Here is a 22,051-nt window from a genome sequence, read left to right as displayed (position 1 = left end):
CTCCACGGGGTGGAGGCAGCCCGATCTCCTGCACCTCGAACGGTCGGCCCCGTCCGCGCGGCCGGCTACGCGATCGCGGGCGCGGCCGGCGGGTCGATCACGGTGCGGCGCAGGATGGCGCGCTGCGCGAGCGTCCAGGTGATGCTGACCGCGAGGTAGAGCCCGGCGGCGACCGGCACGAACAGCACGATCACCGCGGTGAGGAACGGCAGCACCGCCGCCACGCGATGCAGCGCCGCGATCGGCAGCGCCGGCGAGGCATCCGATCGCGCGCTCTGCGCAGCAGCAGAACCAGCAGAACCAGCAGAAGCAGCACCCGAAGCGGCACCCGCCTGCTGCGCCCGCATCATCCGCCGCGTGAGTTCGCCGACGACGACCGCGACGAGCACGAGCGCGGCGGTCACGGCGATGAGGGCCGGCGTCAGCGTGCCGGTGCCGACGGCGTGCGCGAACGACGACCCGAGCGGAACGCCGAACACGGTGTGGGTGAGCAGGTCGTTGGGGTGCCCGTTCACCGTCGGCAGGATGAACAGGGCGTAGACGACCGAGATCACGGGCGCCTGGACGAGCGCGGGCAGGCAGCCGGCGAGCGGCGAGACGCGCTCGGACGCGTAGAGGTCCATCATCGCGCGCTGGAGACGTTCGGGATGCTTGGCGTGCTTGCGCTGGAGCTCGGCGAGTTTCGGCGCGAGCCGCAGGCGGTCGCGTTCGCCGCGGGCCTGGGCCAGCGCCGCAGGGATGAGCGCGGCGCGCACCGCGAGGGTGAGCACGACGACGGCGAGCGCGGCGCCGGCCGCACCGGCGAGCGGTTCGAGCGCGCTCGCGAGCCAGGCGAGCACGGCGTAGGCGCCGTCGATGACGGCGGCGATGGGCGGGAATTCGTAGAGGTTCATGGTGTCCTGTCGGTCGAAGGGATGCGGATCCGTTCGGCCGCGGGCGGCGAGGTGGTCGGGTCGCGGGCGCGGTGCGGATGCCTCGGGCGGATGCCTCGTGCGGATGCCCCCGGCGGATGCCCCCGGCGGATGCCCCGGGCGGATGCCCCGGGCGGATGCCTCGGGCGCAGCACGCGCACAGGCGCAACGCAGCGCAACGCAGCGATCGGATGCCCCGCCGCGGTGCCGCCCGTCTCAGCGGACGACTGCGCGGCCGGTCAGGCCGCGGTCGGCGCTCGCGGGCGGGTGCGCCCCGGTGCGTCGGGGTCGCTCTGCGAGAGCAGCCGCGAGACGTCGACGGTCTGCCCGCGATGCACGGATGCCGCGGGGTCGGGCTCGGCGGCCACGAGCGCCCGCAGCGCGACGAACGCGATGGCCGCGACGCCCAGCGCCCCGACCAGGAGCAGCACCGTGGCGGGCGTGCCGGTGGCGGCGGCGGCGGCGAACGCGTCGCCGGCGGAGACCACGCCCTGCGCCACCGCAGCGACGAGCTGCACGAAGGCGGCGAGGACGACCGTGGACATGCCGGGGAGTCTACCCGCGCGATCCGACGGCTCGCTGCGCGCGCTTGCCCGACTTCGCGATGGAGCGGTCGAGTTCCCGATCGGTCGGCGCGACGGTCGCCTGCGCGATGACGTGTCGGGCGACGAAGTCCGACATCTTCTTCACCTGGGCGACGCGCTTGCGCCGCCGCTTCACGGTGCGTTCGTGCGCCTTGGTGCGGGCTTTCGCCTCGCCGGCGGCCGCGGCGATCGGCCGTCCCCCGGCGTACCGTTCGGGGCGCACCGGCTCGGTGCGTCCGCCGGGGCCGACGTGCAGCGCTCGGCGTTCGAGCAGCGCCGCGGCGTGGGCGGCGCGGCGGGCCGCCGCACGCGGCCGGTCGCGGCGTTCGCGTTTCGCGAGCTTGCGGATGCGACGCGCCTCGGCGATCGCCGCTTCCAGCCGCCTGCGCTGCCCGCGGTCGGTGAGCGCCTTCGCGAGGTCGCGTGCCTCGTGCTCGGTGCGCTTCGCACTGCGGATCGCGGCGCGCGCGGCACGGTCGTCGCGGTGCGCCGCGTCGGCGCGCCGCGCCGCGCCCCCGGTTCTCGCCGTCATGTCTCCGGTCTACGCGCGGGCCCGCCGGACGGCAAGGGCTTGCGTGCCCGAGACGGGTGCGATCCACCACGTCCCCCGAACGGGGTACGTGACCGGATGCCCCGTTCCACCCCATGCTTGGCCCATGACGCCGTTCGACTCCTCGTCTCCGGCATTCGACCGAACCCCGATCGACGGCGCGCGCGTGCAGCACTCGATCGCGCTGCTCGACCACCTCGTCGCCCACGGGCCGACGACGCGCAGCGAACTCGCCTCGGCGACGGGTCTCGGGCGCAGTGCGATCACCGGGATCGCGGCGCGGCTCATCGACGCGGGCGTGCTGGTCGAGCAGGCGGATGCCTCGGGCGACGGCCGCGCGGTGCCGCTCGCGCTGTCCGCTGCCGACCACGTGCTCGTGACGGCGTGGCTCGCTCCGCATGCCGCGATCGCCACCGTCGCCGCGCTGAGCGGCGAGGAAGCGGCGCGGTTCGCCGACCCGTTCGCACGCGACGGGGAGGCCGCGGCACCCGTCGACCTGCTCGCGACCGTGCTGACCCGGGCGCTCGCGCACGCCGGGCGGGCGGGGCATCCGGTGGCTGATCTCACCGTCGTCGTCGACGGGCAGGTCGCCGGCCGGCCGGCCGTGGCGGTCGGCAGCGAGCGACTCGGCGCCGAGCCCTTCGACCTGCTGGGCGAACTGCGCAAGCTGGTGCCCGGTGTCGCCGAGGTGGAGCGCGGCGGCCGGACGGCCCGGCTCGTCCCGGCCGGGCAGGCGGCGGCTCTCGCCGAGTGCGAGGCGCGCGGCGAGGCCGATCTGTTCTCTCTCGACGGCGACGGCGGCATCGACAGCGCGGTCGTCGACGACGGCGTCGCACGTGCGGGCGCGCACGGGCTCGCGGCCTCGCTCGCGCACCTGCCGATCGAACCGAACGGGCCGCGCTGCGCGTGCGGACAGCGCGGATGCCTCGCGAACCTCGCGTCGGCCCGCCACGTGCTCGAGCACGCCGGCCTCGGCGACCTCGATGCGCAGGCCGGCCGCACTCGCGCGCTCGACGAGCTGGTGCGGCGCATCGACGCGGGCGACGACCGGGCGCGCTGGGCGTGGCTCGACGCCGCGCACGCGATCGGCCGCGCCCTGCAGGTCGTGGTGCCGGTGCTCGACCCGCCCGTGATCGTGGTGGGCGGATACTGGGGCGATCTGCTCGACGAGATCGACACGAGTTTCCGCAGCAACCGGCCGACGATCGCGAGCGGCGCGCTGACGCGGGTGCCCCGGATCGAGCAGGCGGTCGCCGGCCCCGACGCAGCGCTGGTCGGCGCGCGCCGACTCGCTCGCGACCGCCTCATCGCCGACCCGGTCCTCCTCGCCGGCTGACGCCTCGCCGGCCCTCTCACCCCTCCCACCCCTCCCGCAGGTACGCAATTCCCGCGGGTACGCAATTCCCGCGGGTACGCAATTCAGGGCGGGAGGTGTGTCGGGGGCCGTGGACACGGCGTGTCCCGCGACACGCCGGGCGCGAACCTGAATTGCGTATCGGGTGGTGGTCAGCGGGTGCGGCGCGCGTACTCCGAGAACACGACGCCCGATCGGTAGGCCGTCGTCGTGATCTCGTCGAGCCGCTCGGGCGTATAGCGCCGCTGGCCGAACAGCGGGACGCCCGATCCGAAGAGCACGGGGCTGCGCTTGAGCACGAGCCGATCGATCTCGTCGGCGAGGGTCGCGGCGAGCGCGCCCCCGCCGCAGAGCCAGATGGATGCCCCGGGCTCGGCCTTCAGGCGTCGGACCACCGCGACCGGGTCTTCGGCGGTGACCTCGAGGTGCTCGCCCTCCGCCTCGTGCGAGCGCGTGAAGACGAGCTGCCGCAGGTGACGGTAGGGGCTGGTGACGCCCATCGGCAGGCCCACCGCGTAGGTGTTCCAGCCCATCAGCACGGTGTCGAACGCCGAGCGGTGCTGCTCGACGCCGATCGCGGCCGCAAAGTCGGTGGGGATCAGATCGGGGAACCGCTCGTTGATGGCGTCCATGTGATCGCCCTCGACCGGGAAGGCGTCGAACTCGCCGTTCGGGCCCGCGATGAATCCGTCGAGGCTGACGGCGACGTAGTACACGAGTTCTCGCATCATGCTCCCTGTTCACAACATCTGTAGTGATTGCGAGACTACAACAGATGTAGTGACTGCGCTAGTCTTCGGGCATGGCGAAGAACGAGACGCGTCGTCGGGCCATCGCCGACGCCGGATTGGCGGTGCTCGCCCACGACGGGTCGCGAGGGCTCACGCACCGAGCGGTCGACGAGGCGGCCGGATTGCCGGTGGGCACGACGTCGAACTACTTCCGCAGCCGGGACGCGCTCATCGCGGGTCTGGTGGCGCGCATCGGCGAACGGCTCGCACCCACAGCCGAAGATCTCGAGCGCCGGGCCGCCGAACCGCCGGGGCAGGAGCTGTTCACCGAGTACATCCGCGACATCGTGCGACGCCTCACCGAGCATCGCGAGGTCACCCTCGCTCTCATGGAATTGCGTCTCGAAGCCGCCCGGCGACCCGAACTCGCGACCGTGCTCGGCGGCTGGCAGCGCGAGGGGTTCGCCGCCGACGTGGCGTTCAACGAGGCGGCGGGGCTGCCGGGCGGGCGGCGCGAGATCGCGCTCCTGCACTACGCGATCGACGGGCTCATGCTCGACCGGCTGACCACCTCGATCGACCCCGACACCCCGACCGACGAGATCGTCGACGACCTCGTGCGCGGCCTGCTCGCCTGACGCGATGAACGCAATTCAGGTGCGGAGGTGTGTCGCGGGTGCCGCGCACGGCGTGTCACCACGACACGCCGTGCGCGAACCTGAATTGCGTACCGGGTGGACGTGGCAGAGCCACGGGCGCTGACCGGGGGGTGCCTAGTGCGCGGTGTTCGCGGCGGCGATGAGCTGCTCGAGCTGTTCGAACGTCACCGGAACGCCCGGGAACGACACGAGCCTGCCGACCGGGAACGACGCCATCATCTTCGCCATGCCCTCGTCGCCGAACACGTCGGTGTCGCCGAGTCCGCTCGCGAGCCCGGCCATCGCCTGCGCGACGATCGGCCCGGCGACCGGGTCGGCCATCAGGTCGGCGACGGATGACTCGAACGAGAGCGGCAGGCGCACCTCGTCGCCGACGACCGCCGCGGTCGTGGTGAGCCGGATGTCCCGACTGGACGCCGCGACCGAGACGTCGTAGTCCCCGCCCTCCACCACCCAACGGTCGACGCGGACATCCCAGTACGCGAGATCGTCGCGACGCACGTGCACCGCGACCTCGCGGGAGGCGCCCGCCTCGATCTCGACCGAGGCGAAGCCGGCGAGCGACCGCGGCGCCCGCTGCACGCGCGACGCGGCGATCCCGGTGTACACCTGCACGACCTCGCGGCCGGCGCGGTCACCGGTGTTCGTGACCGTGACCCGCACGTCGAGCCCGCCGTCGGCGGCAGCCGAGACGGTCAGAGCCGAGTACGCGAACGTCGTGTACGAGAGCCCGTGGCCGAACGGGAAGCGCACGGCCGTGTCGCGCGCGTCGTACCAGCGGTAGCCGACGAAGATGCCCTCGCCGTACCGCACATGCCCGAACTCGCCGGGGAAGTCGAGGAACGCGGGAGTGTCCTCGAGCCGGTAGGGGATCGTCTCGGCGAGCCGGCCCGACGGGTTCACGACGCCGTAGAGCACGTCGGCGATGCCGCCGCCGCCCGCCTGTCCGCCGAGCCAACCCTCGACGATCGCGGGCACGTCGTCGGCGAACGGCAGCTCGACGACCCCGCCGTTGGCGAGCACGACGACCACGTTGGGGTTCGCGGCGCGCACCGCATCGAGCAGGTCGAGCTGCTCCGCGGGCAGGCGCAGGTGCTCGCGATCGAAGCCCTCCGACTCGTCCGCGGCGGGCAGCCCCAGGAACAGCAGCACCACATCGGCTGCGGATGCCTCGGCCACCGCCTCGGCTCGCTGAGCCCGTCGAAGCGACTCCCCTTCGACAAGCTCAGGGAACTCCCCCGCCCGCTGAGCCCGTCCAAGCGACTCCCCTTCGACAGGCTCAGGGAACTCCCCCGCTCGCTGAGCCCGTCCAAGCGACTCCCCTTCGACAAGCTCAGGGAACTCCCCCGCTTGCTGAGCTTGTCGAAGCGACTCCCCTTCGACAAGCTCAGGGAACTCCCCCGCTCGCTGAGCCCGTCGAAGCGACTCCCCTTCGACAGGCTCAGGGGACTCGACAAGCTCAGGGGCCTCCACCGTGAACCCGGCCGCGAACCCCACGCGACCGTCGTCGGCGAGCCGTTCGATCTCGGCGAGCGCGGTGTCGAGCCGGGTCGGGTTGATGAGCGACGAGCCGGCGCCCTGGTAGCGGGGCGTGCGTGCGAATTCGCCGATGACGGCGACCCGCTGCCCGGCATCGAGCGGCAGGATGCCGCCGTCGTTCTTCAGCAGCACGGCACCGCGCGCGGCGGCTTCACGGGCGAGCGCGTGGTGCGCGTCGACGTCGCCTGCGGGCACTTCGCCGGTCGCGGCGGGGTCGGCGCCGGCCACCGCCTTCTGCACGAGCTCGACGGCGCGGCGCGCCGCGAGGTCGAGGAACGAGACATCCAGCCGTCCCGCTTCGACGGCGTCGACGAGCTGCGCGTCGGTGCGCCCGCCGGACGCGGGCATCTCGAGGTCGAGCCCCGCCGGCAGACCCTCGACGCGGTCGTTCACCGCACCCCAGTCGCTGACCACGAGCCCTTCGAACCCCCACTCGTCGCGCAGCACCCGCGTGAGCAGCCACGGGTCCTCGCTCGCGTAGACGCCGTTGATGCGGTTGTACGAGCACATGACCGTCCACGGCCGGGCGTCCTGGACGACGCGCTGGAACCCGCGGAGGTAGATCTCGCGCAGCGGCCGAGGGTCGACGTCGGCCGAGACGCGCATGCGGTCGGACTCCTGGTTGTTCGCGGCGAAGTGCTTGAGCGAGGCGCCGACGCCCTGCGCCTGGAGCCCGCGCACGAGCGCCGCGCCGAGCTCGCCCGAGACGAGGGGGTCTTCGGAGAGGTACTCGAAGTTGCGGCCGCACAGCGGCGAGCGCTTGATGTTGATGCCGGGGCCGAGCAGCACGCCGACGCCGAGTGCGCGCGCCTCCTCGCCGAGGGCGCGGCCCACCCGCTCGAGCAGTTCGGGGTCGAACGTCGAGCCGAGTGCGACGGCCGGCGGGAAGCATGTCGCCGGCACGCTGTCGCCGATGCCGAGGTGGTCGGCGCTGCCGCGCTGCAGGCGCACGCCGTGCGGCCCGTCGGTGAGCACGATGCCGGGGATCCCGGCTCGTTCGACCGGCTTCGTGCCCCAGAAGCTCGCGCCGCTCGTGAGCGACGCCTTCTCGGCGAGGGTCAGGTCGGCCACGAGGTCGCCCGCCGGCCGATCGAGCGCTCGGGATGCCGCATGGTTCGGGGTGTCGGACATCTCGCTCCTTCGACGCTGAGGCAGTGCGAACACTGTAGACGAGCGAGCCCGGCCTCGGTGGGCGTCCTCCCCCGTGGGATGTCGGAAGCACTCGTTCGATCGCCCGGCGTCATCGGGTGCGTCGGTTCGGTCGCGGCATCCGGGCCGCGACGCCCCACGCCGTGACCCGCACCATCGCCTCGAGCACGATGCCGAGGGTCATCTTCGATCGGCCGTGCTCGCGTTCGACGAACGTCACCGGCACCTCGACGATGCGCAGGCCCGCGTCGCGCGCGTGCCACAGCATGTCGACCTGGAACCCGTAGCCGCGGGTGTGCACGTCGTCGAGGCGGATGCGGCGCAGCGCATCCGCCCGGAACACCCGGAACCCCGCCGTCGCATCCCGGGCCGGCAGCCGCAGCAGCGCGTGCGCGTACGCACTGCCCGCCCGCGAGAGCCACTCGCGACGGCGCGGCCAGTTCACCACCGACCCGCCGGGCACCCAGCGCGAACCGATCACGAGATCGACCGGCTCCGAGGCATCCGCACCGCCCTCATGCGACGCGACCGCCCCGCCCGCGAGCGCCGCCAGCATCGCCGGAAGGTCTTCGGGTCGGTGCGATCCGTCGGCGTCGAGCTGCACGATCGGGTCGTACCCGCGCTCGAGCGCCCAGCCGAACGCGTCGAGGTAGGCGGCGCCCAGCCCCGCCTTGCCGGTGCGGTGCCGCACCTGGACGGCGGCATCGGCGGCGGCGAGCTCGTCGGCGAGCGCGCCGGTTCCGTCGGGCGAAGCATCGTCGACGACGAGCACGGATGCCTCGGGCACCGCGCCGCGCACACGGGCGACGATCTCGGCGAGGTTCTCGCGCTCGTTGTAGGTGGGGATGACCACCAGCGGTTCGGGCATCCCGTGAATCGTAATCGAGGGGCGACGCGGCGCGGTTCGCTACCGCACACCCGACATGAGCTTCAGCACGCCGCGGCTGCCGACGGCGAGCGCGACACCGAGCACGATGGCGATGCCGCCGAGCACCCCGAAGTACGCCACCTCGGTCTCGGCGGAGTAGAACTCGGCGAGCCGCCCCGAGATCGCGGTGCCGAGCGCGACCGAGAGGAAGAACAGCGCGACCATCTGGGTGTGGAACACCTTCGGCGCGAGCTTCGTCGCCACCGACAGGCCGACCGGTGAGAGCAGCAGTTCGGCGACCGTGAAGACGAGCAGGATGCCGACGATGGCCAGCAGCGGCGTCGAGTTCGGCCCGCCTCCGGCGAACGGGATGAACAGCAGGAACGCGACGCCCATGATGATCGTGCCGAGCGCGAACTTGATCGGCGTCGACGGCTGCCGGTCGCCGAGCTTCGTCCAGATCGCGGCGAACACGCCCGACAGCACGATGATGAAGATCGGGTTGATCGACTGCACCCACGACACCGGCATCTCCCAGCCGAACAGGTCGCGGTTCAGCTGCTTGTCGCTGTAGATCGTGAGCACGGTGAACTGCTGCTGGTACAGCGACCAGAACGCGACGGATGCCACGAACAGCGGGATGAACCCGTACACGCGGTGCCGTTCGACGGTACTGATCGCCCGGCTCGCGAGGATGACCGCGAAGTAGGCGATCGCGGCGACGATGGTGCCGCCGATGATCCAGAGCACCAGGTTCTGCGCGTTCACCAGGCCGGTGAGCACGAGCACCGCGACGAGCACCACGGCCGCGATCGCGACGCCGATCACGAGCGGGCGGCGTTCGCGCGGCAGCGGGTTGGGCACCACGGATGCCTCGGGCGGCAGGTTCTTGCGCCCGAAGGCGTACTGCACGAGCCCGATCGCCATGCCGACCGCGGCCAGGCCGAAGCCCCAGTGGAACCCGAGCGTGGTCTGCGCGAGACCGGTGAGGATCGGCCCGAGGAACGCACCCAGGTTGATGCCGAGGTAGAACACGCTGAACCCGGCGTCGCGGCGCGGGTCGTGCTCGCCGTAGAGCGTGCCGACGACGCTCGTCGCGTTCGCCTTCAGCCCGCCCGATCCGAACGCGACGAGCACGAGGCCGACGCCGACGCCGACGAACCCCGGCAGCAGCGCGAGCGCGATGTGCCCGGCCATGATGACGATCGCGCTGAAGAACAGCACCCTCTCGCTGCCGAGCAGCCGGTCGGCGATCCACGCGCCGAGGATGGTCGAGAGGTACACCGCCCCGCCGTACGCGCCGACGATGCCGGCAGCCGAGACCTCGTCCATGCCGAGGCCGCCGCGGGTCGCCGAGTAGTACAGGTAGATGAGCAGGATGCCCTGCATGCCGTAGAAGCTGAACCGCTCCCACATCTCCACACCGAACAGGTGCACGAGCGCCCGCGGCTGGCCGAAGAATCCGTGATCACCCCGCGTATCGCGTTCGCCGCCCTCGACGATGCCGGGCTCGGGCGGCCCCGCCTCGCCGGGAGCAGGCTGCGTCGTCTCCCCCATGCCGGTCACCCTACTCCAGCCCCCCGCGCGACCTCGGGGGTTCACCCCCGTGCCGCGAGCGCGTCCCCGGGGATAGCGTCGAGACCGTGAACGCCACCGATCCGACCCGCCACGCCACGCGCATCGCCGCACTCGCCGCCGCCGCCCTCGTCGCCGCCTCGCTGAGCGGCTGCGCGTTCCTCGCGCCGCGGCACACCTTCGACGACACCGCCTCGATCGATCAGTCCATCGCGCACGTCGTGCTGGACTCCCGAAACGGCAACGTCACCGTCCGCGGCGTCGACGGCGTCGACTCGGTCTCGCTCGAGCGCACCGTCACGTACCGCGGCGCCGAACGCGAGATCGGCGACACCCACCGCGTCTCGGGCGACGAGCTCGTGCTCGGCGACTGCGGTCGCAACTGCTCGGTCGACTACGTCCTCGAGGTGCCCGCGGGCGTCGAGGTGTCCGGCAGTACGACGAACGGCGCCATCGAACTCGTCCGCGTGTCGAAGGTCGACGTCGAGACGAACAACGGGCGCATCGAACTCGACCGGGTCACCGGCTCGATCACCGCGACCACGAGCAACGGCAAGATCGTCGGGCAGGGCCTCGCCGGCACCGAGCCGATCGTCGTCGAGACGTCGAACGGCGCCATCGAGCTCGAGTTCGACGAGCCGCGCGATGTGCAGGCCACCACGTCGAACGGCGCGATCGACCTGCGCGTGCCCGACGCCGCGTACCGGGTCGAGACCGAGACGTCGAACGGCGGCACCGCCGTCGGCGTCGTCGACGACCCCGACGGCGAGTTCACTCTCGAACTGCGCACCTCGAACGGTTCGATCACGGTCGAGCCGCGCGGTTGACGGCGGCCGGCGGCGGCCGGCCGCTCGCGTCAGGCGTTCTTCGCGTCCCGCCAGGCGAGCCAGTGCTCGACCGGCGCCAGGTCGTAGTCGGGCCCCGAGATGCCGACGGTGAACAGGCGCGTGCCGGCGGCGTACAGCGCCTCGGCCCGCTCGTCGTCGCCGCGGCGGCCGAGCTCGTTCGAGACCGTGATCTGCGAGACATCCCGCCCGACCTCGTCGCCCCATCGACGCAGCACGTCGAGCTTGTGCGCGATCTCGTCGGGCTGCACGAACGAGTGCCAGATGTCGGCGTGCTCGGCCACGATGCGCAACGTCTTCTGCTCGCCCTTGCCGCCGATCATGATCGGGATCGCGCGGGTCGGCGGCGGGTTCAGCTTCGCCCACCGGTCGCGCACGCGCGGCAGCGCGCCGGCGAGCGCGCGCAACCGGGTGCCCGGCGTGCCGAACTCGTAGCCGTACTCGTCGTAGTCCCGTTCGAACCAGCCCGCGCCGGTGCCGAACACGAATCGGCCGACGCCCGATCCCTTCGCCGAGATGTGGTCGATGGTGCGGGCCATGTCGGCCTGCAGGTCGGCGTTGCGATACGAGTTGCAGCCGACGAGGCATCCGAACTCGATCTGCTCGGTCTGCTCGGCCCAGGCCCCGAGCATGGTCCAGGCCTCGAAGTGGAGGCCGTCGGGCTCGCCCGACAGCGGGAAGAAATGGTCCCAGTTGAAGACGACGTCGGCGCCGAGCTCCTCCAGGCGCAGGACGGTGTCGCGGATGGTCTGATACGTCGCGTGCTGCGGCTGGACCTGCACGCCGATCCGAACGCGGGATTCGAGGGTCACCGATCCAGCCTAGGGTCGGATGCCACGGGGCGGGCATGTCCCGCCCGCCCCGTGACGTCCCGTTGCTCAGTTCCCGCCGAGCTCCTCGAACGCCCGCTCCGCGCCCGGCGAGAGCGGCACGGGGTCGGTCTTCACCGCGGTCGCCGGGTCGAACTCGCCGGCCGCCGAGTGCACCTGCTCGAGGCGGTCGACGTTGCCCCACACGGTCGACGCGATCGCGCACGCGGTGGCGTCGTCCAGGTCGTCGCGCACGAGCAGCATGTTCGGCACGATGATGGTCGGCACGTCCTCGTCGAGGCCGTACGTCTCGGCGGGGATGGTGCCCTCCTCGTACACGGCGCTGAACTCCTGCATGCCCTCGAGCTGGGGCGTGATGTCGATGAACTCGACCGAGCCGGCGTCGGTGGTGAACAGCTCGGTGATGTTCGGCGTCGGCAGGCCGCCCGACCAGAAGATCGCCTGGATGTTGCCGTTGCGCAGCCCGTCGACGCTGGAGGCGAGGTCGAGGCGCTGCGCCGAGACATCCGTCTCGGGGTCGAGCCCGGCCGATTCGAGCAGCCGGTTCGCGATCACCTCGGTGCCCGACTTCGGCGAACCCGTCGAGACGGTCTTGCCGGCCATGTCCGCGATGCTCGTGATGCCGCTGTCGGAGCGCACGATCACCTGCGTGGAGTTGGTGTGGATGCGCCCGAGCGCCTGCACGGGCTGCGACTCGCTGAACGATCCGGTGCCCTCGACCGCGTCGGCCGCGGTGTCGGCGAGCGAGAAGGCGATGTCGTAGTGGCCTGCGACGAGCTGTTCGATGTTCTGCACCGACGCGCCCGTCTCGGCCGCGGTGACGCGCAGGTCGGTCTCGCTGCTGAGCAGGTCGGCGATGGCGCCGCCGAGCACGTAGTACACGCCGGTCGAGTTGCCCGTGGCGATGGTGAGCTGCTGCGCGGGTGCGACGCAGTCGCCGGCGTCGCCGGTCGCACCGGCTTCGTCGGGCGTGCGCTGCTGCTGTCCTCCGCAGCCGGTGAGCACGAGCGCGGCCGCGAGGGCTCCGACGAGGGCGCCGCTTGCGCGGCGCCGGACGGTGGTCGAGGTCATGGGTGGGTTCCTTCCTGGAGTGCGGTCGATGGGGCGGACGGTGGAGCGGATGCTCCGTCGGATGGTTCGACGGAGGGCTCGGCGGATGCTCCGTGCCGGCCGAAACCGGTGCGGATTCCGTTGAGCGCGGCGCCGGCGAGCACGCACGCGAGGCCGACGGCGATCGAGACCGGTTCGAGGTAGAGGCAGAACACGGCGCCGACGAGCAGGAGCGCCCGTTCGGGCCAGGTGGCACGGGCGAACACCCACCCGCCGGTCGCGCCGGCGAGGGCTGCCACCGCGACGATCGAGACCGCGCCGGCCCAGATCGAGGTGCCCACGTCGCCCTGCAGCAGCAGGCTTCCGCCGGCGGGGGTGAGCACGATCGCGAGCGGCGCGAGGAACGCCGGCAGGGTGTACTTCGTGGCCTGCCACATCGTGCGGATCGTGTCGCCGCCCGTGATGGCCGCCGAGGCGACCGCGGCGAGCGCGGTCGGCGGCGAGACCTCCGACAGCACGGCGTAGTAGAAGATGAACATCGCCGCCTCGGGCCGTTCGACGCCGAGGCCGATGAGGGCCGGGCCGATGATCACCCAGGAGATGATGAACGACGCGGTGACCGGCACGGCGAGGCCGAGCAGGATGACCGCGAAGGCGGCCAGCACGGCGGTGATCACGAGGATGGCCTGCGGGTCGGATGCGAGCGACTCGGCGGCACCCACGAGCAGTCGCGCGAAGCTCAACCCGACGCCCGTCTTCACGATGACGCTCGTGATGATCCCGGCTGCGGCGCACACTGCGACGACGGGGATGGCGCTGCGGATCCCCGAGGCGAGCGCGAAGTACAGCTCTCGGCCGTACTCGACGAGCGCCCGCACGAGCGGCAGGCGAACGGCGTCGTCGTCGAGCGGGTCGCGCCGCGACACCATCCGCTCGATGAGCCCGAAGGCCGCCGCCACGGCCGTCGCGTAGACGATGGCGCGGAAGGGCGGCAGCCCGACGGCGAGGAACAGCACGATGACGGCGAGCGAGAGGAAGTGGTATCCGAACCGGGCGAGCAGCCATCCCGTGCGCTTGCGCGGCAGGTCGACGGCTTTGGCGCCGAACCGGCGCGCATCGATCTCGACCGCGATGAAGATGCCGACGTAGTACAGGATCGTGGGGATGATCGCCCAGATCATCACCTCCAGGTACGAGACCCGCAGGTACTCGGCGATGATGAACGCCGCGGCGCCGAGGGTCGGCGGCGAGAGGATCGCCCCGATGCCCGCGGCCGCGAGCACGCCGCCGGCGGGGTTCTTCGGGTAGCCGGCCTGCCGCAGCACCGGCCAGGCGAGCGAGCCGAGCGTGACCGCCGTCGCCGTGCCCGACCCCGAGACGGTGCCGAGCAGGAACCCGCTCGTGACCACCGTGCGCCCGGCCGCCGACCGCGACGAACGGAACAGCGAGAACGAGAAGTCGATGAAGAACCGGCCGGCACCGGTGGCCTGCAGCACCGCGCCGTAGATGATGAACAGCACGATGTAGCTCGCGGCGACCGCGAGCGGGGTGCCGAAGAATCCCGACTGGTCGTTGAAGAACCCGTTGATGATCTGGTCGAAGTCGACGCCGGCGTGGCTGATGGCCCAGTCCATCGGCAGGTAGCCGCCGTAGTACGCGAACGCGAAGAACACGAGGCAGAAGATCGGCAGCACGAGCCCGGTCGTGCGGCGGGCGGCTTCGAGGATGAGCAGGGTCAGGATGGCGCCGGCGATGACGTCGATCGCGGCCAGCGAGCCCTGGCGGTCGAGGAACGAATCGAACCCGCCACCGCCGTCGCCGATCGCGAACGGCAGCACGGGGTAGAGGCAGACGGCGGCCGCGACGACGGTGAGCGTCCAGTCCCACCAGGTCGGACCGGCCGACCCGCCGCGGCGCGCGAACCCGCGGTAGAGCAGGAACGCGAGCGGCAGCGTGGACGCGAGGAAGAGGATGAGCGAGAACTGGATGCCCTGACGCAGCGGGAAGAACACCTGGTAGAGCACGAAGAGCGTGACCGCGAAGCAGTAGGCGGTCACCACCCGGTCGAGGCGGGGCGGGAGGCTGCGCGCGACCCGTTCCTCGTCGAACTCGGCGATGACCTCGTCGGGGGTGCGGGCCGGCGCGACGGACACGACGGGGGTGTCGGAGAGGGCCGGGCGCTCGGCCGTGCCGTTGCGGTGCTGGACTTCGTCGTCGGGCATGCGGGTCACGATAGGTGCGGCCGACGGCCCGATGGATGCTCCGGGCGCGATCTTTGCACCATCTTGAGGTTCCGCCCCGCCGACGGCCGCGCGGGCTGTGGATGCGCATGCGACCCGCCGCGCAGGTCGACCTAGACTGCCGCCCATGCGCGTGCTCATCGCAGAGGACGACGACTCGGTCGCCACGGCGCTGGCGAGCGTGCTCGAACGCGCCGGGCACGAGACGACGCGCACCGCGCGCGGCGGCGACGTGCTGCTGCGCCATCAGGAGTCCGACCTGCTCATCCTCGATCTCGGGCTCGAGGACACGGACGGGTTCGAGGTGCTGCGCCGGCTCCGCATGGTCACCGAGCTGCCGGTGCTCGTGGTCACCGCGCGCGGCGACGAACGCTCCACCGTCCGCGCCCTCCGGCTCGGCGCCGACGACTACCTGGTGAAGCCCGCCCGGGTCCGCGAGCTCCTCGCCCGCATGGAGGTCGCCGTGCGCCGCCGGCCGGGGCGGGCGCAACCCGACGTCGTGCACGCGGGCGAGCTCGAGATCGACCTGCGGGCGCGCCGCGCACGGGCGCACGGGGTCGACCTCGCGCTGACGCGCACCGAGTTCTCGTTGCTCGCCGCGCTCGCCGCCCGCGCCGGCGCGGCCGTGAGCCGCGAACAGATCCTCGACGAGGTGTGGGGCGACGCGTTCGCCGCGCATTCGCGCGCATTCGACGTGCACCTCGCCCAGCTTCGGCAGAAGCTTCCGAGAGGCGACCTCATCACGACGATCCGCGGGTACGGCTACCGGCTCGAGGTGGGCTGACCGTGCGCGCGCGCCTGCTGCTGCCGCTCCTGCTCTTCGGCCTGCTCGCGGTCATCGCGTTCGTGCTGCCCGCGGCCGAGGCGCTGGCCGTCTCGCGATCGCAGCAGGTGTCGCTGGCCCGTTCGGCGGCACTGGGTCATCTCGTGCAGCTCGCCGAGGGCTCGATCGCCGCAGGCGACCCCGCACCGCTGGAGGCCTACCTCGACCGATTCCACGACGTGACCGGCGAATCGGTGCTCGTCGTCGACGGCTCGGGCGACGTGCTCGCCTCGGTCGGCGGGCTCGACTCCGCGAACCCCGAGGTCGAACGGCACGTGCGCGCCGCCATCCGGAACCTGCCGCGGCGCGAGCTCGAAACCATCCGCCCGTGGAGCGAACCCACGGCCCTGCTCTCGGAGCCGATCCCGGGCGTCGGCGAGACGAGTCTCGGCGGTGTGGTGCTCGAGGCCGACCTCGAACGCGCCGTCACCGACGTGGGCGTGCGGTGGCTCGCGATCGCCGGCGTCGGCTCGGTGCTGCTCGCCGGGCTCGCGATCCTCGCACTGCGGTTCGCGCAGTGGGTGCTGCGGCCCGTGCGGGCGCTCGACGACGCGGCGAACGCCTTCGCCGAGCGACGAGATCCCGGCCCGCTCGTCGTGACGGGCCCGCCCGAGCTGCGTCAGCTCGAGGCATCCTTCACCCGCATGGCCACCGGCATGAACGACACCCTCGAGCAGCAGCGCACGCTCGTGGCGGACGCCTCGCATCAGCTGCGCAACCCGCTGGCCGCCATCCGGCTCCGGGTCGACTCGGTGCGCGAAGACGTCGATGCGGAGGAGATCGCCCTCGTCGACGCCGACCTCGACCGACTGGAGCGCACCGTCGACCGGATGCTCGCGCTCGCGAACGCCGAGCACCGCGCCACCGCCGAGACGAGCGGCGCGAAGACCGGGTTCGCGGTCGACTCGCGACGCGACCACACCGTGCCGACGGCCGCCGCGCTCGCCGAACCGCACCGCCCGCTCATGCACGCCGCCGGTCAGCACCTCATCGCCATCGGCGACCGCGAGGTGCGGATCGCCTGCCGGCGCTCGGACCTCGAGGAGATCGTCGCGACCGTGCTCGAGAACGCCCGCGCGTACGCCGGGCCGGGCGCGACCGTGCGCCTGCGGCTCGAACGCGACGGCGACCTCGCCCGGGTCGAGGTGAGCGACGACGGCCCCGGTCTCGACGACGAGCAGCTCGCTCGCGCCGGCGTCCGGTTCTGGCGGTCGCCGAAGCACCGCCAGGTGCCCGGCACCGGTCTGGGGCTGGCGATCGTCGGCGAGCTCGTGCGCGCGAACGCCGGCACGCTGCGGATCGACCGCGCCGACGAGGGCGGGCTGCGGGTGCGCGTCGAGTTCGGGGTGATCGAGTGACGGACCTCAGCCGGCGCGCCTTCCTCGCCGGCGTCGCGGGCGCCGGAGCCCTCGGCGCCGCGGTCGCCCTCGCCGGATGCGCGCCGAGCGCCGAGTTCGGCCGCCTGCGGATGGCCTGCGGTGAACCCGGCGGCACCTACATCCGCTTCGGGCAGCTGCTCGGCGCGGCGGTCGTCGACCAGGGCGTCGCCCGCGCCATGGCGGCGCTGCCCACCGACGGGAGCGTCGAGAACCTCGCGATGCTCCGCTCGGGCGACGCCGAGCTCGCCATCGCCCTCGCCGATTCGGCCGCGCCGTACGCGGGCGAGCTCGTCGCCATCGGCCGGGTCTACCAGAACTACCTGCAGTGCATCGTGCGCGTCGACGGGGGCATCGCCCGCGCGGCCGACCTGGCGGGCCGCGTCGTCTCCATCGGCGCGCCCGGATCGGGCACCGCGCTGATGTCGCAGCGGGCCTTCGAGGCGCTCGGCCTCGCCGCTGGTCCGGCGGCGGCGGTACTGCGCGAACTCGCCCTCGCCGAGGCCGTCGGCGCGCTCGGCGACGGCTCGATCGACGCGGTCATGTGGTCGGGCGGCATTCCGCTGCCCGAACTCGCACGACTCGACGGCATCGCCGAGGTGACGCTCGTCGACCTCACCGAGGCGATTCCCGCCATGAACCGGGCGCACGGCGACAGCTACGCGACGACGGCGGTGCCCGCGGGCACCTACGGCCTCGACGAAGCGGTCCCCGCGATCGGGGTGTCGAACTTCCTGCTCGCGCGCGGAGACCTGCCGGGTCCGCTCGCGGCGGCGCTCGTCGACATCCTCATCGACCGGGCGCCGCGGCTGGTGCCCGAGCCATCCGTGGGGTTGCAGTACCTCACGTCGTCGAGCCTCATCGACACCGGGCCGATGCCGCTGCACTCCGCCGCGGCCCGCCGTTACCGGGAGCGGTACGGCTGAGGCCGTCTCACGCAGGAAATCCGCGCCGAGGGGTGCGCCCGCGCAACGGATCGCCCTATGCTCTCGGAGCATGGACAACCTCGACCGCGCCATCCTCGACCTGCTGCGCCAGAACTCGCGCGCGGGCTACGGCGACATCGGGTCGTCGGTCGGGCTCTCGGCGTCGGCCGTGAAGCGACGGGTCGACAGACTCGTCGCCGACGGGGTCATCCGAGCGTTCACCATCCAGGTCGACCCGGCCGTCGACGGCATGAGCACCGAAGCGTGGGTCGAGCTGTTCTGCCGCGGCACCGTCGCCCCCGAGGAGCTGCGGCGCATCCTGCAGGACGTGCCTGAGGTGGTCTACGCCGGCACCGTGACCGGCAGCGCCGACGCGATCGTGCAGATGCGCGCCCGCGACATCACCTCGCTCGAGGACGCGCTCGAACGCGTGCGCATCGCGCCGAACGTCGACCACACGCGCAGCGCGATCGTGCTGTCGCGCCTCGTCAACCGCGACCGGGAGTAGCTGTGGTGAAGTTCACGATCGACCCCGAATCGGATGCTCCGCCGTACGAGCAGCTTCGCGCGCAGGTGCTGGAGGCGGTGCGCGAGGGCCGGCTCGTGCCCGGCGAGCGCCTGCCGACCGTGCGGGCCCTCGCCGACCAGCTGGGGCTGGCCGCCAACACCGTCGCGCGCGCGTACCGCGAACTCGAACACGACCACCTCATCGAGACCCGCGGCCGCTCGGGCAGCTTCGTCGCCGCGTTCGGCGACCCCGCGCACCGCCGCGCGCAGGAAGCAGCGGCCGAGTACGCCGCGCTCGTGCGCCGCCTCGGCGTGCCGATCGACGACGCGCTCGACCTCGTCGAGGCGGCGCTCCGCATCGGCACCTGAGCCCTTCCGCTCCTCGACCGGCGGATGCCCTTGACATCCCTTCGTTTGTCGCACGACAATGTTTGTCGTGCGACAAACCTGCGAGCGGAGCATCCGATGAACTGGACGGTCTTCACCGTCGCCATCCTGATCGGTGCGGCCGCGGGCAGCGCCGTGCAGCTGTACCGCCGATCGCGGATGCGCGGCGACCGCCAGATCACCGCCGTCCTCGCCGTCGCGAACCGCGTCGGGCTCGTCGTCACGACCGAGGCGCTCGGCGATCGCATCGCCGATCGGCTGCGCCGGCAGGCTCGAATCACCCTCCTCACGCTGCCGCTCGCGCTCACCGTCGGTCTGCTCGTGGCGCTCCGGATCCCCGCCGATGCCTCCACGATCTTCGTCGCGCTGCCCGTATGGGTGATGGTCGTCGCGCAGCAGGTCGCCACGTCGATCGCCGCCGTGGTCGAGGGCTTCCGGCTCGACCCCGACCGCCCGCGCGTCGCGATGGTTCGCCCTCGCAGCCGCGGAGACTACTCCGATGCGGTCGTGCGCGTCGGCGTCCGGGTCCTCGCCGTGCTCGCGGGAGTGGTCGGCCTCGCCGCGGTGCTCGCACAGGTCGAGGGCGCCGTCGCGATCGGCGCGGCCGCACTCATCGCGATCGCCGGCACCTTCACCGCGGACCTCCTCGCCGAGTCGCTCGCCCGACATCCGCAGCATGCCCGCGACGACGACGAACTCCGGTGGGACGACGCGCTCCGCGCGCTCGCCGTCAACGACCTGTACACCGGCCCGTTCGCCGTCGCCGCGCTCACGGCCTGGGCCGGAGGCATCCAGTTGCTCGACATCGTGCCGATCACCTGGGGCTGGGCCGGCGTCGCGGTCGTCGCGGCCGTGCCGCTGCTCGCGTCGGCGACAGTGATCGCAGCCATCGTGACCGGTTTCACTCGCCGACCCGCCTACCGGGCCGTGCGTCGGCTCTGGCCCGAGGAGACACGCGCGTGATCACCGTCGACCCGTCCTCATCCGTCCCGGTCTCCGAGCAGGTGCGAGCGGGCATCGCCGCCGACGTGCGGGCGGGTGAACTCGCACCCGGGGAGCGGTTGCCGACCGTCCGGGCGCTGGCAGCCGACCTCGGGCTCGCCGTCAACACGGTGGGCAAGGCGTACCGCGAGCTCGAACGCGACGGGGTGGTGCAGACGCTGGGCCGGCGCGGCACGTTCGTCGCCGGCGACGCGTCGGACGATGCGGTCGAGGCGCAGGCGCAGGCCGCGGCATCCGCCTATGCCGAACGGATCGCGCGGCTCGGGCTCGAGGCATCCGACGCGATCGCCCTCGTGCGCCGCGCGCTGCGCCCGCGCGACTGACCCTTCCGCCTGCGCCGCGCGCTACTCGACCGGGATGGGCTGCTTCGGCAGACGACGGACCTTCGCGCGGCGCCGGCGGCGCTCGGGGATCATCGAGCGCATCTCCTCGAGCTTGCCGAAGCACAGCAGCCGGTCGCCCGACTCGAGCAGCACGCCCTTGCGCGGATTCGGGATGACGTTGGCGCCGCGGTGCAGCGTGAGCACCGTGATGTCGCGTTCCCACAGACCCGACTCGCCGAGGGTCTTGCCGACGAGGTCGGCGTTCGTGTGCACGAGCAGTTCGGCGACACCGTACCCGGTCGAGACCGTGAGCCGCTGACGCACGTCGATCTCGGGGAACGCCACCTGGTTGGCGATGTAGTCGATGATCGCGCCCGCGACATCCAGCTTCGTCGCCGTCTCGATGCCCTGCAGGCCAGGCGAGGAGTTCACCTCCATCACGAGCGGCCCCTCGTCGCCCTCGAGCATGTCGACGCCCGCGACCTTGAGCCCCATGATCTGCGCCGACCGCACCGCCGCCAGCTCGTACTCGGGCGTCAGCTCGACCGGCTCGACGGTGCCGCCGCGGTGCACGTTCGAGCGGAACTCGTCGCCGTTCGCGACCCGGCGCATCGCGGCGACCACGCGATCGCCGACGACCAGGGCACGGATGTCACGACCCCGGCTCTCGGCGATGAAGCGCTGGATCAACACGTTCTGCTTCGTCGAATGCAGGGTCTCGATGATCGCCTCGGCGACCTTCACCTCGGGAGCGAGGATGACGCCGATGCCCTGCGTGCCCTCGAGCAGCTTGATCACGACGGGCGCACCGCCGACTCGTTCGATCGCCGGACGCAGGTCGGCCCGGTTGCGCACGAACGTCGTCGCCGGCATGCCGATGTTGTGCCGCGAGAGGATCTGCGTCGCGCGCAGTTTGTCGCGCGCGTTCGAGATGCCGTTCGCGGTGTTCGGCGTGTAGACGTCCATCTGCTCGAACTGGCGCACCACGGCCGTGCCGAAGTACGTGATCGAGTTGCCGATGCGCGGGATGATCGCGTCGTAGTCGCTGAGCCGGCGGCCGCGGTACTGCAGGTCGGGTTCGTCGGTCGAGAGATCGATGCCGAATCGCAGGGTGTTGAGCACCTTCACGTCATGCCCGCGCTGCTGCGCTGCCGCACGGAGACGCTGGGTGGAGTACGCCTGGGGGGCGCGCGACAGGATCGCGAGTTTCATGGAGAGCCCCTGACAAGATGGGTGGGATGACCGAGCCAGCCTATGCGAACACCTCCGTCGCCGGATGGCGCGAATGGGTGAGCCTGCCGGCCATCGGCGTCCCGTGGATCAAGGCGAAACTCGACACCGGCGCACGTACGTCCGCGATCCACGCGTTCGACGTGAAAGTGTTCCGTCGGCGGGGCGCCGACTGGGTGCGATTCGGCGTGCGGCCGTGGCAGGAGTCCGACGCCGACGCGGTCGTCGTCGAGTGCCCCGTGCACGACCGGCGCCCCGTGCGCAGCTCGTCGGGGCACGTGCAGCACCGCATCGTCGTGCTGATGGAGCTCGTGCTGCTCGGCCGCACGGTACCGGTCGAGGTGACGCTGTCGAACCGCGACCAGATGGGGTTCCGCATGCTCATCGGGCGTGAGGCGCTGAAGCAGGGGTTCCTCGTCGACTCGGCGCGCTCGTTCGTCGGCGGACGCGCCCCGAAGGCCATGCGCCGCCGCAACCGCGGGCGGGCCTGACTCCCGGCCCAGTGCAGGCACGGTGTTTCAGTCGGCGGCACCGACGGAGGCGCTTCGGTCTGAACACGGTGCCGTGCTCGGGTGGGGTCGGGCGGAAACCC

Annotated in this window: 23 protein-coding genes; 11 read left to right on the top strand and 12 right to left on the bottom strand. The window is 72.2% G+C overall.

Annotated elements, in window-relative coordinates:
• Positions 1–65: 65 nt before the first annotated feature.
• The 4 genes from MTO99_RS15920 to MTO99_RS15905 form a co-directional block, all read right to left on the bottom strand.
• Positions 66–893 (bottom strand): YidC/Oxa1 family membrane protein insertase, encoded by an 828-nt coding sequence (locus MTO99_RS15920; RefSeq protein ID WP_243554796.1) that lies wholly within the window; start codon positions 891–893, stop codon positions 66–68.
• Complete coding sequence (locus MTO99_RS15915) at positions 890–1,072, bottom strand: hypothetical protein (RefSeq protein WP_243554794.1); 183 nt, start codon at positions 1,070–1,072, stop codon at positions 890–892. The genes MTO99_RS15920 and MTO99_RS15915 overlap by 4 nt, the downstream gene beginning before the upstream one ends.
• A 78-nt stretch (positions 1,073–1,150) precedes the next feature.
• Positions 1,151–1,456 carry a DUF6412 domain-containing protein gene (locus tag MTO99_RS15910; protein WP_243554792.1) on the bottom strand — a complete coding sequence of 102 codons (306 nt, stop codon included), beginning with the start codon at positions 1,454–1,456 and terminating at the stop codon, positions 1,151–1,153.
• 10 nt (positions 1,457–1,466) lie between these two features.
• Positions 1,467–2,027 (bottom strand): hypothetical protein, encoded by a 561-nt coding sequence (locus MTO99_RS15905; protein ID WP_243554790.1) that lies wholly within the window; start codon positions 2,025–2,027, stop codon positions 1,467–1,469.
• Between the two features lie 124 nt (positions 2,028–2,151).
• On the opposite strand from MTO99_RS15905, the gene MTO99_RS15900 reads away from it, so the two are divergent.
• A complete protein-coding gene (locus tag MTO99_RS15900; RefSeq protein WP_243554789.1) occupies positions 2,152–3,381 on the top strand; it encodes an ROK family transcriptional regulator in 1,230 nt (409 codons plus the stop codon).
• A gap of 170 nt (positions 3,382–3,551) precedes the next feature.
• Here the strand turns inward: MTO99_RS15900 and MTO99_RS15895 are convergent, their stop codons facing one another.
• Complete coding sequence (locus tag MTO99_RS15895; protein ID WP_354002489.1) at positions 3,552–4,130, bottom strand: dihydrofolate reductase family protein; 579 nt, start codon at positions 4,128–4,130, stop codon at positions 3,552–3,554.
• Between the two features lie 71 nt (positions 4,131–4,201).
• Here MTO99_RS15895 and MTO99_RS15890 point away from each other — a divergent pair, with 71 nt between their 5' ends.
• Positions 4,202–4,768, top strand: a complete 567-nt coding sequence (locus MTO99_RS15890; protein WP_243554787.1) for a TetR/AcrR family transcriptional regulator — start codon at positions 4,202–4,204, stop codon at positions 4,766–4,768.
• Positions 4,769–4,903: 135 nt separating this feature from the next.
• Here MTO99_RS15890 and MTO99_RS15885 read toward each other — a convergent pair whose 3' ends face one another.
• The 3 genes from MTO99_RS15885 to MTO99_RS15875 all read right to left on the bottom strand — a co-directional run bounded on the left by MTO99_RS15885 (position 4,904) and on the right by MTO99_RS15875 (position 9,902).
• Positions 4,904–7,459: a glycoside hydrolase family 3 C-terminal domain-containing protein gene (locus MTO99_RS15885; protein WP_243554785.1), complete on the bottom strand. Its 2,556-nt coding sequence runs from the start codon at positions 7,457–7,459 to the stop codon at positions 4,904–4,906.
• 109 nt (positions 7,460–7,568) lie between these two features.
• Entirely contained in the window at positions 7,569–8,345 is a 777-nt protein-coding gene (locus tag MTO99_RS15880; protein WP_243554784.1) for a polyprenol monophosphomannose synthase, read from the bottom strand.
• Positions 8,346–8,384: 39 nt separating this feature from the next.
• Positions 8,385–9,902 (bottom strand): peptide MFS transporter, encoded by a 1,518-nt coding sequence (locus MTO99_RS15875; RefSeq protein ID WP_256461018.1) that lies wholly within the window; start codon positions 9,900–9,902, stop codon positions 8,385–8,387.
• A gap of 86 nt (positions 9,903–9,988) precedes the next feature.
• On the opposite strand from MTO99_RS15875, the gene MTO99_RS15870 reads away from it, so the two are divergent.
• Complete coding sequence (locus MTO99_RS15870; protein ID WP_243554782.1) at positions 9,989–10,747, top strand: DUF4097 family beta strand repeat-containing protein; 759 nt, start codon at positions 9,989–9,991, stop codon at positions 10,745–10,747.
• A 29-nt stretch (positions 10,748–10,776) separates the two neighbouring features.
• Here MTO99_RS15870 and MTO99_RS15865 read toward each other — a convergent pair whose 3' ends face one another.
• The 3 genes from MTO99_RS15865 to MTO99_RS15855 form a co-directional block, all read right to left on the bottom strand.
• The gene (locus MTO99_RS15865; RefSeq protein WP_243554781.1) at positions 10,777–11,577 is read right to left on the bottom strand and encodes an LLM class F420-dependent oxidoreductase; all 801 of its coding nucleotides are present in this window, start codon (positions 11,575–11,577) and stop codon (positions 10,777–10,779) included.
• A 66-nt stretch (positions 11,578–11,643) separates the two neighbouring features.
• Positions 11,644–12,666 carry a TAXI family TRAP transporter solute-binding subunit gene (locus MTO99_RS15860; protein WP_243554780.1) on the bottom strand — a complete coding sequence of 341 codons (1,023 nt, stop codon included), beginning with the start codon at positions 12,664–12,666 and terminating at the stop codon, positions 11,644–11,646.
• Positions 12,663–14,867, bottom strand: coding sequence for a TRAP transporter permease (locus MTO99_RS15855; RefSeq protein WP_243554779.1), 2,205 nt, complete (start codon positions 14,865–14,867; stop codon positions 12,663–12,665). Before MTO99_RS15855 ends, MTO99_RS15860 begins: the two co-directional genes overlap by 4 nt.
• Positions 14,868–15,012: 145 nt before the next feature.
• Between MTO99_RS15855 and MTO99_RS15850 the strand changes: the two genes are divergently transcribed.
• The 7 genes from MTO99_RS15850 to MTO99_RS15820 all read left to right on the top strand — a co-directional run bounded on the left by MTO99_RS15850 (position 15,013) and on the right by MTO99_RS15820 (position 20,229).
• Positions 15,013–15,669, top strand: a complete 657-nt coding sequence (locus MTO99_RS15850) for a response regulator transcription factor (RefSeq protein WP_243554777.1) — start codon at positions 15,013–15,015, stop codon at positions 15,667–15,669.
• 2 nt (positions 15,670–15,671) lie between these two features.
• Positions 15,672–17,066, top strand: a complete 1,395-nt coding sequence (locus MTO99_RS15845) for a sensor histidine kinase (RefSeq protein WP_243554776.1) — start codon at positions 15,672–15,674, stop codon at positions 17,064–17,066.
• Complete coding sequence (locus MTO99_RS15840; protein WP_243554774.1) at positions 17,063–18,010, top strand: TAXI family TRAP transporter solute-binding subunit; 948 nt, start codon at positions 17,063–17,065, stop codon at positions 18,008–18,010. The genes MTO99_RS15845 and MTO99_RS15840 overlap by 4 nt, the downstream gene beginning before the upstream one ends.
• 70 nt (positions 18,011–18,080) lie before the next feature.
• Entirely contained in the window at positions 18,081–18,518 is a 438-nt protein-coding gene (locus MTO99_RS15835; RefSeq protein ID WP_243554770.1) for an Lrp/AsnC family transcriptional regulator, read from the top strand.
• 5 nt (positions 18,519–18,523) lie between these two features.
• Entirely contained in the window at positions 18,524–18,886 is a 363-nt protein-coding gene (locus tag MTO99_RS15830; protein WP_243554768.1) for a GntR family transcriptional regulator, read from the top strand.
• A 96-nt stretch (positions 18,887–18,982) separates the two neighbouring features.
• On the top strand, positions 18,983–19,867 hold the full coding sequence (locus MTO99_RS15825; RefSeq protein WP_243554766.1) for a hypothetical protein: 885 nt from the start codon (positions 18,983–18,985) through the stop codon (positions 19,865–19,867).
• On the top strand, positions 19,864–20,229 hold the full coding sequence (locus MTO99_RS15820; RefSeq protein ID WP_243554765.1) for a GntR family transcriptional regulator: 366 nt from the start codon (positions 19,864–19,866) through the stop codon (positions 20,227–20,229). Before MTO99_RS15825 ends, MTO99_RS15820 begins: the two co-directional genes overlap by 4 nt.
• Before the next feature lie 21 nt (positions 20,230–20,250).
• Here MTO99_RS15820 and MTO99_RS15815 read toward each other — a convergent pair whose 3' ends face one another.
• Entirely contained in the window at positions 20,251–21,441 is a 1,191-nt protein-coding gene (locus tag MTO99_RS15815) for a RimK family alpha-L-glutamate ligase (RefSeq protein WP_243554763.1), read from the bottom strand.
• A gap of 26 nt (positions 21,442–21,467) precedes the next feature.
• Here MTO99_RS15815 and MTO99_RS15810 point away from each other — a divergent pair, with 26 nt between their 5' ends.
• Entirely contained in the window at positions 21,468–21,950 is a 483-nt protein-coding gene (locus tag MTO99_RS15810) for an ATP-dependent zinc protease family protein (RefSeq protein ID WP_243554760.1), read from the top strand.
• The last annotated feature ends 101 nt before the right edge of the window (positions 21,951–22,051 follow it).

The sequence above is a fragment of the Agromyces larvae genome, from assembly GCF_022811705.1.
Classification (GTDB): domain Bacteria; phylum Actinomycetota; class Actinomycetes; order Actinomycetales; family Microbacteriaceae; genus Agromyces; species Agromyces larvae.
This window is presented reverse-complemented; position numbering and strand designations above follow the sequence as displayed.